Origin of the sequence: Prevotella sp. lc2012 (assembly GCF_900107065.1) — a bacterium.
GTDB lineage: Bacteria > Bacteroidota > Bacteroidia > Bacteroidales > Bacteroidaceae > Prevotella.
In genome coordinates this window covers 358,507-374,120 of the sequence record NZ_FNUF01000001.1, presented here as the reverse complement: position 1 = coordinate 374,120, position 15,614 = coordinate 358,507, and the positions used below count along the sequence as shown (strand labels likewise).

The 15,614-nt window shown below is 51.0% G+C and carries 10 protein-coding genes; 9 read left to right on the top strand and 1 reads right to left on the bottom strand.

Annotated features, from left to right (window positions below; all coding sequences use genetic code 11):
• Positions 1-10 precede the first annotated feature (10 nt).
• The 5 genes from BLU99_RS01650 to BLU99_RS01630 all read left to right on the top strand — a co-directional run bounded on the left by BLU99_RS01650 (position 11) and on the right by BLU99_RS01630 (position 5,904).
• Positions 11-547 carry a F0F1 ATP synthase subunit delta gene (locus BLU99_RS01650; RefSeq protein ID WP_091899431.1) on the top strand — a complete coding sequence of 179 codons (537 nt, stop codon included), beginning with the start codon at positions 11-13 and terminating at the stop codon, positions 545-547.
• A gap of 100 nt (positions 548-647) precedes the next feature.
• Entirely contained in the window at positions 648-2,231 is a 1,584-nt protein-coding gene (atpA, locus tag BLU99_RS01645; RefSeq protein ID WP_091899430.1) for a F0F1 ATP synthase subunit alpha, read from the top strand.
• A gap of 19 nt (positions 2,232-2,250) precedes the next feature.
• Positions 2,251-3,231 carry a F0F1 ATP synthase subunit gamma gene (locus tag BLU99_RS01640; protein ID WP_091899429.1) on the top strand — a complete coding sequence of 327 codons (981 nt, stop codon included), beginning with the start codon at positions 2,251-2,253 and terminating at the stop codon, positions 3,229-3,231.
• A 34-nt stretch (positions 3,232-3,265) separates the two neighbouring features.
• A complete protein-coding gene (locus BLU99_RS01635) occupies positions 3,266-3,970 on the top strand; it encodes a DUF2027 domain-containing protein (protein WP_091899428.1) in 705 nt (234 codons plus the stop codon).
• Complete coding sequence (locus BLU99_RS01630; RefSeq protein ID WP_091899427.1) at positions 3,967-5,904, top strand: NAD(+) synthase; 1,938 nt, start codon at positions 3,967-3,969, stop codon at positions 5,902-5,904. The genes BLU99_RS01635 and BLU99_RS01630 overlap by 4 nt, the downstream gene beginning before the upstream one ends.
• A gap of 25 nt (positions 5,905-5,929) precedes the next feature.
• On the opposite strand, the gene BLU99_RS01625 is transcribed toward BLU99_RS01630, so the two are convergent.
• Positions 5,930-8,455 (bottom strand): ATP-dependent Clp protease ATP-binding subunit, encoded by a 2,526-nt coding sequence (locus tag BLU99_RS01625; protein WP_091899426.1) that lies wholly within the window; start codon positions 8,453-8,455, stop codon positions 5,930-5,932.
• A 219-nt stretch (positions 8,456-8,674) separates the two neighbouring features.
• On the opposite strand from BLU99_RS01625, the gene gyrA reads away from it, so the two are divergent.
• The 4 genes from gyrA to BLU99_RS01605 all read left to right on the top strand — a co-directional run bounded on the left by gyrA (position 8,675) and on the right by BLU99_RS01605 (position 15,601).
• The gene (gene gyrA, locus BLU99_RS01620) at positions 8,675-11,239 is read left to right on the top strand and encodes a DNA gyrase subunit A (protein ID WP_091899916.1); all 2,565 of its coding nucleotides are present in this window, start codon (positions 8,675-8,677) and stop codon (positions 11,237-11,239) included.
• Positions 11,240-11,263: 24 nt separating this feature from the next.
• Positions 11,264-12,478: a tetratricopeptide repeat protein gene (locus BLU99_RS01615; protein ID WP_091899425.1), complete on the top strand. Its 1,215-nt coding sequence runs from the start codon at positions 11,264-11,266 to the stop codon at positions 12,476-12,478.
• 91 nt (positions 12,479-12,569) lie between these two features.
• A complete protein-coding gene (locus tag BLU99_RS01610; RefSeq protein ID WP_091899424.1) occupies positions 12,570-13,757 on the top strand; it encodes a tetratricopeptide repeat protein in 1,188 nt (395 codons plus the stop codon).
• A 98-nt stretch (positions 13,758-13,855) separates the two neighbouring features.
• Complete coding sequence (locus BLU99_RS01605) at positions 13,856-15,601, top strand: phospho-sugar mutase (protein ID WP_091899423.1); 1,746 nt, start codon at positions 13,856-13,858, stop codon at positions 15,599-15,601.
• Positions 15,602-15,614: the final 13 nt, after the last annotated feature.

The following is a 15,614-nucleotide window of genomic DNA, read 5'->3' as shown; positions in this document are numbered from 1 at the left end:
GGTATAACGTATGGATATAGGAGTCATATCGGTAAGATACGCCCGTGCGCTGCTCAAGAGTGCTACTGACGCGAAGATCGAAGATGCGGTATATGCCGAGATGCAGCAGCTCGCCAAGAGCTATGCCGACGTGCCGCAGCTGCGGTTGACGATTGACAATCCGATGCTCTCGAAAAACGATAAGGAGAAGCTCTTGCTGACCGCTGTCGGCAAGGAGCCCTCCTCGCTCACCAAGGCCTTTGTCGAGTTGGTGCTCAAGGAAGGTCGAGAGAGTGTGATGCAGTTCATCGCCCATTCGTATGTCACGCTATACCGGCAACAGAAGAATGTCATCCGAGGATGCCTCATCACCGCTGCTGCAGTGTCACCTGCCACAGAGCAGAAGATGCGCCAGTTGGTGGAGAGCAAGACCAATGGAACGGTGGAGTTCGAGACGGAGGTGAACCCCGATATCATCGGTGGCTTCATCCTCGAGTATGACACTTATCGCATGGATGCCAGTGTCAAGACGAAGCTCAACTCCATCCTAACACAACTAAAGAAGTAAACGACCACGAATGACACAAATTAATCTAATTTTTGTCAAGTGCAGCAATTCGTGAAATTAGTGAAATTCGTGGTAGAAAGAAAATAGAATTAAAGTATTTATGTCAGATAAGATTAAACCAAGCGAAGTATCCCAGGTCCTGCTTGACCAGTTGAAGGGCATCTCTCAAGCAGAGAAGTTCGACGAGGTGGGTACTGTGCTCACCGTCAGCGACGGTGTGGCTCGTATCTATGGTCTGCGTAATGCCGAGGCCAACGAACTCTTGGAGTTCGAGAATGGTACGATGGCTATCGTGATGAACCTGGAGGAGGATAACGTCGGTTGTGTGCTCCTCGGTTCGACATCGGGCATTAAGGAGGGTATGGTCGTGAAGCGTACCAAGCGTATCGCTTCTATCCGTGTTAATGACAACATGCTCGGTCGTGTGATCAACCCGCTGGGACAAGCCATCGATGGTAAGGGCGATATCGACCTGAGCGAGGCATTCGAGATGCCTCTTGACCGTAAGGCCCCCGGTGTGATCTACCGTCAGCCCGTGAAGGAGCCGTTGCAGACCGGTCTGAAGGCTATCGACTCGATGATCCCCATCGGTCGCGGTCAACGTGAGCTCATCATCGGTGACCGTCAGACGGGTAAGACAGCCATCGCCGTGGATACCATCATCAACCAGAAGAGTTTCTATGAGGCAGGTAAGCCTGTCTATTGTATCTATGTGGCCATCGGTCAGAAAGCCAGTACCGTAGCCGCTCTTGTCTCTACGTTGCAGGAGCACGGTGCCATGCCTTACACCATCGTGGTGGCTGCTACTGCAGCCGATCCGGCTGCCATGCAGTACTACGCACCGTTTGCCGGTGCTGCCATCGGTGAGTATTTCCGTGACCGTGGTCTGCCCGCCCTCGTGGTCTATGACGACCTGTCGAAGCAGGCCGTAGCTTACCGTGAGGTGTCGCTGATTCTGCGTCGTCCTTCGGGTCGTGAGGCCTATCCGGGTGATGTGTTCTATCTCCACTCCCGTCTCCTTGAGCGTGCCGCCAAGATGAACGAGCAGCAGGAGGTGGCTGAGCAGATGAACGACCTGCCCGAGTGCATGAAGGGTCATGTGAAGGGTGGTGGTTCTCTCACCGCTCTGCCTATCATTGAGACACAGGCAGGTGACGTGTCGGCTTATATCCCCACGAACGTGATCTCCATCACTGATGGTCAGATCTTCTTGGAGAGTGACCTCTTCAACCAGGGTTTCCGTCCCGCCATCAACGTTGGTATCTCCGTGAGCCGTGTCGGTGGATCGGCCCAGATCAAGTCGATGAAGAAGGTGGCCGGTACGCTGAAGATTGACCAGGCCCAGTACCGTGAGCTCGAGGCCTTCTCGAAGTTCTCGAGTGATATGGATGCCGTGACGGCGATGACCCTCGACCGTGGTCGTAAGAACAACCAGTTGCTGATCCAGCCTCAGTATAGTCCGATGCCCGTAGGAGAGCAGATTGCCATCCTCTATTGTGGTGTCCATGGCTTGATGCGTGAGGTGCCCATCGACAAGGTGCGCGAGTGTCAGGGACAGTTCCTCGACAAGATGCGTTCTACTCACCCTGAGGTGATCGAGACGCTTGCCAGTGGAAAGATCGACGACGCTACGACCGCCACGATCGAGTCTGTCATGGCCGACATCGCGGGAACGTATAAGTAAGTCCTTAAAACAAGGAATTATGCCAAGTCTGAAAGAAATTAAAGGACGGATTGCCTCTGTAAATTCCACACGGAAGATCACGTCGGCCATGAAGATGGTTGCATCGTCGAAGTTGCACCATGCCCAGGTGGCGATACAGAATATGCTTCCCTACGAGACCCTGTTGGAGCATATTCTGAAGTCGTTCCTGGCTGCCGAGGCCGACTCACAGACCATCTATGATCAGGTGCGTCCGGTGAGACGTGTGGCACTTCTGGTGTTCTCGTCGAACTCCTCTCTCTGCGGAGGTTTCAACGCCAATATCATCAAAATGATGAATCAGGCCGTTGATGCCTATGCGCAGGAGATAGGTCGTGAGAACGTGGAGGTATATCCTATTGGTCGGAAGGTCTATGAGAAAGCCCAGAAGATGGGACTGAATGTGCAAGGTGAGTTCTCGGCTTTGGCCGACAAACCTAACGTACATCAGTGCATAGAGATCGCCATGGAACTCGGACGGAAATTTGCTGAAGGTGAGTTAGATAAGGTTGAACTAATCTATCATCACTTTAAGAGTGCGGGTTCGCAGGTGCTCACTCGTAAAACCTTCCTGCCCATCGATATCGAGGAGGAATTACATCGCGACCATGAGCGTGATCTCACCAGTATGGTGGCTACGCGGGAGTCGCAGGAGTATCTGAAGAAGAGAGGAGACAGAGGACAGGAGTCGGGAGATCGGAGTCAGGAGGAGGTGAAGCCGCTCAATGATAACTTCATCGTGGAGCCCGACATGGACACCGTTCTCTCGCAGCTGATACCGAAGTTAGCCCACCTGATGCTCTACACAGCTCTGCTCGACTCGAATGCTTCGGAGCATGCCGCCCGCATGGTGGCCATGCAGACGGCAACCGATAATGCCGATGAGTTGCTCAGACAGTTGAACCTGCAATATAATAAGAGTCGTCAGCAGGCCATTACCAACGAGTTGCTCGATATCGTCGGCGGTTCCGTCAACAACTAAACTGTTTATTGTACCTGTAATCAACCTATATATCATGAAGATCGGAGATCAAGTGAGATTCCTCAGTGAGGTTGGCGGCGGACGAGTAGCCGGTTTCCAGGGGAAGAACATCGTTCTCGTAGAGGACGAGGACGGCTTCCAGATGCCTATGCTCGTCAATGAGGTCGTGGTGGTAGGCGACGAGGACTACGACACGAAGCATGTGGTGGAGGCCAAGGCCAGTTCGGTGAAGGCTGCCCTGCATGCTCATGACGAGGATGAGGAGACGGAGCCGGCCGACAGGCCCATCACCTTCCGTGCCAAGCCGGAAGAACGTCGTGGCGGTGATAAGTTAAGCGTTTATATGGCTTTTGTGCCGATGGATGTGAAAGAGCTGTCACAGACCCGTTTCGAGACCTATCTGGTGAACGACTCAAACTACTATCTGCGCTATGTCTATATGACTGCCGAGGGTAATGCCTGGCAGGTGAGGGCAGAAGGAGAGATCGAGCCGAACACCAAGGAATTTATCGAGGAGTTCGGACGGGAGAACCTGAATGAACTGGAGCATGGCTGTGTGCAGATGATCGCCTATAAGCGTGACAAGCATTTCCTTTTGAAACCGGTGGTCAACGCACAGGTGCGGATGGATCCGGTGAAATTCTATAAGCTACATGCGTTCCGTGAGAATGATTTCTTTGAGCAGCCGGCTCTGATTTATCCGGTGATTGAGAATGATGTCCAAAAGATTAAGTTATGAGATACGGATTTGCGAAGGTGGCCGCAGCCGTTCCTGCGGTGAGAGTGGCGGATGTCGATTACAACATCCAGCAGATTGAGAGTCTGATTGCCCAAGCGGAAGGACGAGACATTGAGTTGATGGTGTTCCCGGAACTCTGTGTCACGGGCTATTCCTGTCAGGACCTTTTCAAGGAGCAGTTGTTGCTCGACAAGGTGGAGGAAGGCGTCATGGTGTTGTTGGACTTCACCAGGAAGTTGGACATTATCTCCGTGGTCGGTCTGCCAGTTGTGATCAACGGTCTGTTGTATAACTGTGCGGCTGTCATACAAGGCGGTTCTCTTCTGGGTATCGTTCCCAAGACCTACCTGCCCAACTATGGCGAGTTCTACGAGAAACGCTGGTTTGCCTCTGCGCAGGATCTGAATCCTACGGACATCTATTTCGCAGGCAGTCCTGTCCATGTCAGTGCCGAGCCTCAGTTGTTTGTGACGCGAGGAGGTATGAAGTTCGGTATTGAGATCTGTGAGGATGTTTGGGCTCCGATTCCACCGAGCAACAATCTGGCACTGGCAGGTGCGGACATCATCTTGAACCTCTCGGCCAGTGACGAGCTGATCGGTAAGCATGCCTATCTGAAGTCGTTGTTGGCCCAGCAGAGCGCACGAATGGTCTGTGGCTATGTCTATGCGAGCTGTGGTTTCGGAGAGTCGACGCAGGATGTGGTCTATGGCGGTAATGCCATGATCTTCGAGAACGGACAGTTGCTCGTTGAGGGCGACCGTTTCTCGTTCCAGCCACAGATACGGATGACTCAGATTGATATCGAGAAGCTGCGTGTGGAGCGTCGTTGTAATACGACGTTCATCAATGCACAGCGTCATGCCAGTGCGCATGAGGTGGCGTGTAAGCCCGTTGCACCACGTGACTTCGAGTTGCAGCGAGAGATAGACCCGCATCCCTTTATTCCGAAGGACGAGAATATGCAGGCATCCTGTGAGGAGATACTGAATATCCAAGTGTCAGGTCTGGCGAAACGTCTCTATCATGTCAACGCCCAGAAGGCGGTGATCGGTATCAGTGGTGGACTGGATTCTACTCTCGCCCTTCTGGTTACGGTGAAGGCCTTTGATAAGATCGGTCTGGATCGGAAGGGTGTCATCGGCATCACCATGCCGGGCTTCGGCACGACCGACCGAACCTATCATAATGCGATGAAGCTGATGGAGACCCTGGGTGTGACCATCCGTGAGATCAGTATTGCCAAGGCTGTGACCCAGCACTTCAAGGATATCGGTCATGATCACGACCTGCATGATGTGACTTACGAGAACTCACAGGCCCGTGAGAGGACGCAGATCCTGATGGACGTGGCCAACAAGGAGAATGCAATCGTGGTCGGAACGGGTGATCTCTCGGAGCTGGCACTCGGTTGGGCCACCTATAATGGCGACCACATGTCGATGTATGGCGTGAATGTCGGTGTACCGAAGACGCTGATCCGTTATCTGGTCAGTTATGTGGCTGGTGAGATGGCGACGGAGACCCTGCTCGATATCATTGACACGCCGATATCGCCGGAACTGATTCCTGCCGACGAGGATGGAAAGATTAAACAGAAGACCGAGGATCTTGTCGGTCCTTATGAGTTGCATGATTTCTTCATCTATTATTTCCTCCGCTACGGGTTCAGTCCGAAGAAGATCTTCCTTCTGGCACAACGGGCATTCTGTGTCCCCTCGACGAACAATGGAGGAGAGCCTCTCTATACGGAGGATGTGGTTAAGAAATGGCTTACCACCTTCTGTCGCCGTTTCTTCACGCAGCAGTTTAAACGCAGTTGTCTGCCCGACGGACCGAAGGTCGGTAGTGTGAGTCTGTCGCCGCGCGGTGACTGGCGGATGCCGAGTGACGCGTCGTATGCGATATGGATGAAGGAATGTGAAAAACTTTAGGATATTGAAGATAAAGAAAAATGAGTTAGCTGAATGCTAACTCATTTTCTTTTAGTGTGATGTGGATCGTGGCACCGGGTTCGAGATTGCCATTCACAATCAGATCGCTGATGCCATCTTCGATATAGTTCTGGATGGCGCGCTTAAGAGGACGGGCACCGAACTGCACATCATATCCCTTTGTGGCTACGAACTCCTTGGCATCGTCGGCGAGGTCGATGTGGTAGCCAATCTGTTCGATACGCTGATAAAGTCCTTTCAGTTCAATATCGATAATCCGTTTGATAGCCTCCAAGTCGAGTTGGTCGAAGGTGATGATCTCATCAAGACGGTTGAGGAACTCAGGTGAGAACTGCTTTGAGAGCGCTTTCTGTACGATGCTACGCGCATTGGCCTTGTCGCGCTCGTTGAGAGCCAGACCCGTGCTGTTCGACGCACTGAAACCAACCCCTCGGCCGAAGTCCTTCAACTGACGTGTTCCTGCATTCGACGTCATAATGATGACCGTGTTACGGAAGTCGATGAACCGTCCATTGCCATCCGTCAGTCGTCCTTCGTCAAGCACCTGCAGCAAGAGGTTGAACACATTTCCATGAGCTTTCTCTATCTCGTCGAGCAAGACGATGGAGTAGGGGTGACGACGCACCCGCTCCGTCAGTTGTCCACCTTCCTCATATCCCACGTATCCCGGAGGGGCACCAATCAGTCGGGAGGTGTTGAAGCTCTCCGTATATTCGCTCATGTCGATGCGGATCAGTGCTTCGCTGCTGCCAAACATGAATTCTGCCAGTTTCTTGGCAAGGTAAGTCTTACCGACACCTGTAGGACCGAGGAACATAAACACACCGATGGGGTGGTTGGGATCCTTCAGACCGACCCTGTTGCGCTGGATGGCCTTCACCATCTTGTCGATGGCCGCATCCTGAGCAATGACGGCATTCTTCAGTTCCTGTGCCATACCTTTCAGACGGATACCCTCCTGTTCGGCCATCCGTTGTACGGGAACACCAGTCATCATCGAGACGACGTCGGCAACCTGTTCGGCACTTACGACTTGTCGTTCCTCGCCATCGCCTTCTTTCCAGCGGTCGTTCAGGATCTTCAACTCTGCTTCCAGCACGGTCTGGCGGTCACGATAGCCCGCAGCGAGCTCGAAGTTCTGGTTCTTGACGGCAAGCTGTTTCTTCTCCTTCACGAACTCGATCTCCTTCTCCTTCTCAGTGATCTCGGGTGGAATCTGGGCATTACCCAGGTGGACACGTGATCCCGTCTCGTCGAGCGCATCGATAGCCTTATCAGGCATGAAACGGTCTGTCACGTAGCGGTCTGTCAATTTGACACACGCTTTTAGAGCCTCATCGGTATAGATGACATGGTGATGGTGCTCGTAGCGTTCCTTGATATTCTGAAGAATCTGCAGTGTCTCCTCATTGGTGGTCGGCTCTACCTGTACCTTCTGGAAGCGACGCTCCAAGGCTCCGTCTTTCTCGATGGAGTTTCTGTACTCGTCGAGAGTCGTGGCACCAATACACTGGATAGTGCCTCTTGCCAAGGCCGGCTTCATGATGTTCGCGGCATCCATGGAACCAGGTGTTGAGCCCGCGCCGATGATGGTATGGATCTCGTCGATGAACACGATCACGTCGGGGTTGGCCTCCAACTCTTTCATCAGGGCTTTCAGACGTTCCTCAAACTGACCGCGATACTTCGTGCCGGCAACTACACCCGTCATGTCGAGGGTGAAGATCCGTTTTCCGAAGAGCATCGGACTGGTGTGATGACTGGCAATCTGCTGTGCCAGTCCTTCGACGATGGCGCTCTTACCGACACCCGGTTCACCTATCAGGATCGGGTTGTTCTTCTTCCTTCTTCCGAGGATCTCGATGATACGTTGTATCTCCTTCTCTCGTCCTACGCACGGATCCAGTTTGCCGTCAACGGCAGCCTGGGTCAGATCGGTGCCAAAGGCCTCCAGGACAGGTGTTTTCGAGGTGGACTTCTTCTGGGTGGTAGCCGTCGCCTTCTTGGACTGCCCGGACTCACCTAAGTCCTCTGTTTCATCGAAATCGTCCTCATCTTCGTCGGGGAGTCCGATACCGTTAGTGATTCCATTATGCGGGGCGAATAGCATGGCCATCGCATCCTCGTAATTGACGTTGTTCATTTCTAATACTTGTTTGGCACCATTGTTAACGGCATCATGCAGGATGGCCAGCAACAGGTGCTGTTCGTCTACTTTGGTCGTCCTCTGGATTCTGGCTTCCAGAACGGCCAGCTTCAGAATGTTACTTGCTTTCTCGTTGAGCACAAGCTCTGTCGTATTGATTGGCATTCCGATTTCGTCCTCACGTACCCTTTCCTCCAGTTCCGTCTTGACTGATTGTAAGTTCAGGTTAAGACGATGAAACAGGTCGATGACAGGACCGTCATTGCTTCTGAGCATACCCAACAACAGGTGCTCCGGTCCTACTGAACGGCTGGCCAGACGTGCTGCCTCCTCACGCGAGAAAGCGAGTATTTCCGATACTTTGGGTGAAAACTGGCTAGTCATATTATAAATGTATTTTTGTTAGATAATGCAAATATACGAATAATTCTGCAAACATCGTGCCAAACTTACCGAAAAACTTTCCGCTAAAATAGCTTAAAAGGTTTGTCGGAATGGAAAAAAATAACTACCTTTGCACGGTTAAAAACGCGTCAGAATGGCTAAAAAATGCCTTAAACGCAAAATCACGAAAAATAAGAAGAGTAAAAATTAGAATAAATGATGGATCAGAATTTCGACAACGACAGAATTATTAAGATCAACATTGAGGAAGAAATGAAATCCAGCTACATTGACTACTCTATGTCAGTCATTGTGGCACGTGCCCTCCCTGATGTGCGTGACGGCTTCAAGCCTGTGCATCGCCGTATCCTATACGGTATGATGAATATCAATAACGTCTCCACACAGCCTTACAAGAAATGTGCACGTGTCGTCGGTGAGGTGCTCGGTAAGTATCACCCCCATGGTGACTCCTCAGTGTATGGCGCCCTGGTGCGTATGGCACAGGACTGGAATATGCGCTATACACTTGTTGATGGACAAGGAAACTTCGGTTCTGTCGACGGTGACTCGCCTGCAGCCATGCGTTATACGGAGTGCCGCCTATCGAAGATGGGTGAGCATATCATGGACGACCTCGATAAGGAGACGGTCGATATGATGAATAACTTCGATGACTCGTTGGAGGAGCCGACGGTCATGCCGACCAAGATACCTAATCTGTTGGTGAACGGTGGTAATGGTATTGCCGTGGGTATGGCAACGAATATGCCGACCCATAATCTGGGTGAGGTGATTGATGGCTGTTGTGCCTATATCGACAATCCCGATATCGATACCGAGGGGTTGATGCAGTATATCCCAGGTCCGGATTTCCCGACAGGCGCATATATCTATGGCTTGCAGGGTGTCAAGGATGCCTATGAGACCGGTCGTGGACGTATTGTGATGCGTGCTAAGGCGGAGATCGAAAGTGGCGACACCCATGATAAGATTGTCGTGACGGAGATCCCATATGGTGTTAACAAGGCCGATCTGGTGGCCTATATCGCCGATCTGGCCACTCAGCATAAGATTGAGGGTGTGGCTAACGTCAACGATGAGTCGGGACGTCAGGGTATGCGTATCGTGGTCGATGTGAAGCGCGATGCCAATGCCAATGTGCTCTTGAACAAGCTCTTTAAGATGACTGCCCTGCAGAGTTCCTTCTCTGTGAATAATATCGCACTGGTGAAGGGCAGACCCCGTCTGCTCACGCTGAAAGAGTGTGTGAAGTACTTTGTGGAGCATCGCCACGATGTGACGATACGTCGTACCCAGTACGACCTGAGAAAAGCCCAGGAGCGTGCCCACATCCTTGAGGGCTTGATTATCGCCGTGAACAATATCGACGAGGTGGTACACATCATCAGAAACAGTAAGACGCCTACCGACGCCCAGCGTAACCTTGAGGCTCGCTTTGAGTTGGATGAGCTCCAGTCGAAGGCTATCGTCGATATGCGTCTGGCACAGTTGACCGGTCTGCGTGTCGACCAGCTCCATCAGGAGTTTGATGATCTCCAGAAGCTGATCGCTGATTTGCAGGAGATCCTGGATAACCCTGAGCGCTGTAAACAGGTGATGAAGGATGACCTTCAGGAAGTGAAAGAGAGATACGGAGACGAGCGTCGTACGGAAATCATTCCGTTTGACCATGAGTTCAATGCAGAAGACTTCTACCCAGATGATCCCGTGGTCATCACGATCTCGCATATGGGCTATATCAAGCGTACAAAGCTGGATGAGTTCCATGAGCAGGGACGTGGCGGTGTAGGTGCTAAGGCTGCCCGTCATCGTGACAACGACTTCACGGAGTATATCTATCCTGCTACGATGCATAATACACTGCTCTTCTTCACCCAGAAAGGACGCTGTTACTGGCAGAAGTGCTATGAGATCCCGGAGGGTGATAAGAACTCGAAGGGTCGTGCCATCCAGAATATGCTTAACATCGAACCGGACGATGCCATCAATGCCGTTCTGCGTATCAAGAACTTCAACGATGAGGAATTCCTGAAGTCGCACTACGTGGTATTCGCCACCAAGCAGGGTATCATTAAGAAGACCTGCCTGGATCAGTATAAGAACGTGCGTTCTGCTGGTGTCAAGGCTATCATTATCAACGAGGGTGACGAGGTCGTAGGTGTTCGCCTTACCAATGGTCACAACGAACTACTGCTGGCTAACCGTAACGGTCGTGCTGTACGTTTCGATGAGAAAGATGTTCGTACCATGGGACGTGTCTCTACCGGTGTCATTGGTATGCGTCTTGACGGTGGTGACGACGAGGTCGTAGGTATGGTCTGCGTCAATGATCCTAATGAGGAGACTATCATGGTGGTCAGCGAAAACGGCTATGGAAAGCGTTCAGAGGTAGAGGACTACCGTAAGACCGCCCGTGGTGCCAAAGGTGTGAAGACCCTCGCTGTCACGGAGAAGACCGGTCGTCTGGTGGCCATCAAGGTGGTAACCGACGAGAATGACCTGATGATTATCAACAAGAGTGGCATCCTGATTCGTCTGAAGGTCGCTGATGTGCGTGTGATGGGTCGTGCTACACAGGGCGTTCGTCTTATCAATCTCACGAAGAAGAACGATACGATCGCCAGTGTTTGCAAGGTCATGCACTCTCAGGCTGAGGAGGAAGATATTGAGGAGGCAGAGGTCGTCAACGACGAACAACTCTCTGATAGTCCTGTTGATGCAGCCTTTGAGACAGATGACAACAACAATAACGAACAATAACATTATCAACCAATTAAAAGGCTTATGAAAAAGTTAATGATGATGGCAATGATGCTGGTGGCCAGTGCTACCACATTTGCCGGTGACAGTGATGCTTTGAAGGCTATCCTCAAGGCAAAGACCTACGCAGAGGCTGAGCAGCTCGTCAAGAGCAGTCTCGGACAGCTTGCTAATGACGCTGAGAAAGCAAAAGCTTATAACAAGCTCGTTGATCTGGCGATGGCTGCTTTCAATGAGCAGAGCACCATCCAGACCGAGAACCAGATTGCGAAGCAGATGGGAAAAGAAGAGAAACCTATTGACGAGAATGCCATGTCAGAGGCCGCATACAATGCAGTCGTATATGGTATTGAGTGCGATAAGTACGATCAACTGCCCAACGAGAAGGGGAAGGTCGCTCCGAAGTTTGCTAAGAACAACGCTATGCGTCTGTGGCTGGCTCCCAGAAACCAGTTGGTTAATGCCGGTCAGAACGCACTGACAGCCAAGGACAATGCCAACGCACGTCGTTTCTGGCAGCTTTTCGCTGAGAGTGATGCCGCACCCCTCTTCAAGGAGTGTGACCGTACTCAGCAGGCTCCTTTCTTCGGTCAGGTAGCTCGTTTCGCTGCTATCTTCGCTTATCAGGACAAGGATATCGAGAAGGCTCTTCAGTTGGCTGATGTCGCCATGAAGGATACTGCAGAGTTTGAGAACGCTCTGAACCTGAAGCTCGAGATCCTCGGTAATGGTCTGACGACCAAGGAAGACTCTGTGAAGTATGTGGATAACCTGAAGGCTATCTATGCTGAGCACAAGGTGAACGGTGTGATGGAGAAGCTCTACAACGTGCTGATGGGCTTGGGTGAGAAGGCTGCAGCCAACCAGCTCCTCGACGATGCACTTGCTGCCGATCCTAATAACTTTGTGGCTCTGGCCGACAAGGGTATGGGACTGCTCAGTGAGAATCCTGCAGAGGCTGTTACCTATCTGAAGAAGGCCTATGAGCTGAAGCCCGACAATGCGCTTCTTGCCACCTATGCTGCTACAGCTCTGAGCATGCAGGCTCAGACACTTGAGGATCCGGCTCAGAAGAAAGCTCTTTATACCGAGGCTATCAAATACTACGATAAGGCTAAGGAGTTGGATCCAGACCGTCTGCAGGCCAACTGGGGTTACAACCGTTATAATGCCTACTATAATCTCTATGGTGAGGATGCACCAGAGACTAAGCAGGCAGAGGCTGACTACAAGAACTAAACGGATAAGTTAAAATCCGTCAAATAGTTTGCGGATGCAAGGGGAAATGGTTACCTTTGCATCCGCTATTCTTATAGGAAAAACGAACCAGATGAGAAATAAGAGAAGGATATTGACGATTGGTTGTCTGTTTGTGGTCTCTCTCTGTCTAGCCCAGCGAAGGCAGATCGGTGATGCGCGTACGATCCTGAAAAGTGGCAAGAATTTCGATAAGGCAGAGCAGTTGATGATCGGTCTGTTGAAAGACTCCGTTAATCAGGATAACCCGCGGATATACGATCTCTGGCTGCAGTCGGTAGAGAAACAGTACGAGCAGGTGAACGAGAAAATGTATAAGAAGGAGGTCGCCGATACTGTCCAGCTCTTCAGTCTTGTCCGTAGGCTCTTCACGATCGGGGAACGCCTTGACTCCCTTGATATGAAACCAGACAAAAAAGGAAAGGTAAACCTTCTGTACCGGGAAAACAATGCACGACGTCTGATGGGATACCGGCCTAATCTCTTCTTCGGAGGTGCCTTCCATCTGAGGAAAGGCAACTACGAAACAGCCTTCGACTATTTTGAACAGTATATCGACTGTGTGAGACAACCGCTATTCTCGTCATATAACCTGCAGGCAAACGACGGACATATCGGGGAGGCGGCCTATTGGGCAACCTATTGCGGTTACCGGATGGGCAATGCCGTACAGACACTACGTTACTCTGAACAGGCACGTCGTGACTCGACCAAGCTGGAGTACACACTGCAGTATGTGGCAGAGGCGTGGTTGCAGTTGAAAGACGACTCCCTCTATCTCAGTACAATCAGAGAAGGTTTCCGGCGATTCCCTCAATCATCGTACTTCTTCCCGCGGCTAATAGATAGTCATACAGCGAGAGGAAACTATAGGCAGGCCTTAGCTGTGGCCGATGAAGCGTTACAGAGCGATAGTCTGAATGAACTGTTCCTATTTGCTAAATCGACGATGCTGTTGAACCTGGGGCGTTATACAGAGTGTCTGGACTATAGTCAGCGACTTATCAGACAGAACGACCAGATGGCCGATGCTTATTATAACGCGGGAACAGCCTGTCTGAATATCGCCCTTGGCATGGATTCCAGGAAAAACAAGAAACAGGTTGTGAAGATGTATCAACAAGCACTTCCCTATATGGAGACCTATCGTAAGTTGGCACCGGAGGAGAAACAGAAATGGGCACCAGCCCTATATCGTATCTATTTTAATCTCAATATGGGAAAGCAGTTTGACGAAATAGACAAAATCTTAAAGAAATAAAAAAGATAACATAGGCAGATACAAGTTTGCTGTTTTATTTTTATCTTTGTAAGTTACAAGTATTATAACAATCCGAAATAAACAAATAAAGGAAAACTATGGCAGATAATGCACAGTTGATTGCCCAGTGTGAGGCAAAAGCAAAGGAATGGCTTGCTCCCGCCTTTGATGAGGAGACACGTAAGGAAGTACAGGCGATGCTTGATGCAGAGGATAAGACCGCTCTCATCGATGCTTTCTATCAGAATCTTGAGTTTGGCACAGGTGGTCTGCGTGGTATTATGGGCGCAGGAACCAATCGCATGAATAAGTATATCGTTGGTATGGCCACGCAAGGTTTTGCGAACTATATCCTGAAGGCCTTCCCCGGTAAACAGTGCTCGGTCGTGGTGGGCCATGACTGCCGTAACAACGGTCGTATGTTTGCTGAGACCGTTGCAGACATCTTCTCGGCCAACGGCATTAAGGTATATCTTTTCGAGAGTCTGCGTCCGACGCCAGAGATCTCATTCGCCATCCGTCAGTTGGGTTGTCAGGCAGGTGTCAATGTCACCGCATCCCACAATCCCCGTGAGTACAATGGCTATAAGGCATACTGGGACGATGGTGCACAGGTGCTTGCTCCGCACGATGTAGGTATCATCGACGAAGTAAATAAGGTATCTATCAATGACGTAAAGTTCGAAGGAAACAAAGAACTTATCGATATTATTGGTGGTGAGATGGACTGGGACTACCTGCAGGCCGTGAAAGAGGCGATGGTTGACCAGGATGTGATCTTGCGCCAGAAAGACCTTAACATCGTTTACTCGCCAATGCACGGAACGGGTCGTGTCATCATTCCTATGGCCCTGCGTTCATGGGGCTTCCAGAACATCCACGTGGTACCCGAGCAGATGGTTATCGATGGTAACTTCCCAACGGTAGTATCACCGAACCCCGAGAATGCCGAGGCCATGACGCTGGGTATGAAACTCGGTACGCGTCTGAATGCCGATCTCGTGATTGCCTCTGACCCGGATGCCGACCGTCTGGCTATCGTCTGCCGCAACCCGAAGGGCGAGTGGGAGATCCTGAATGGTAACCAGACCTGTATGATGTTCTCTTGGTACATCATTGCCAATAAGAAGAAACTCGGTCAGCTGAAGGGTAATGAGTTCCTCGTGAAGACCATCGTGACCACCGAGGTGATTGCAGAGATTGCCAAGAAGAACGGGGTTGAGTTGCGCGACTGTTATACGGGCTTCAAGTGGATAGCCAATGAGATCCGCGTTTCTGAGGGTCAGAAGAAATATATCGGTGGTGGTGAGGAAAGTTTTGGTTTCCTGCCATTCGACAAGGTGCGTGATAAGGACTCTCCTGCATCTATCTGTCTGATTTGTGAGATCGCAGCATGGGCCAAGGATAATGGTATGACGCTCTATGACCTGTTGATGAATATCTATGCTGAGTATGGTTTCTCGAAAGAGGTGACCATCAACGTGGTTCGTCCAGGTAAGTCGGGCGCTGATGAGATCAAGCAGATGATGACCAATTTCCGTGAGAATCCTCCTCAGGAACTGGGTGGTTCAAAGGTATGTCTATGGAAGGACTACAAGACGTTGGAGGCACGGGATGCAGCAGGTAATGTGACGAAACTCAATATGCCGGATACATCGAACGTGCTCCAGTGGTTCTGCGAAGACGGTACGAAAGTGAGTGTCCGTCCTTCAGGTACGGAGCCGAAGATCAAGTTCTATACCGAGGTAAAGGATCCTTCGTTCAAGTGTGCCGGCTGCTACGAGCGTTGCAGTAAGGCTGCCGAAGAGAAAATTGAGGCCCTTAAGAAGAGTCTTAATCTCTAAGAAGTAACCAGAT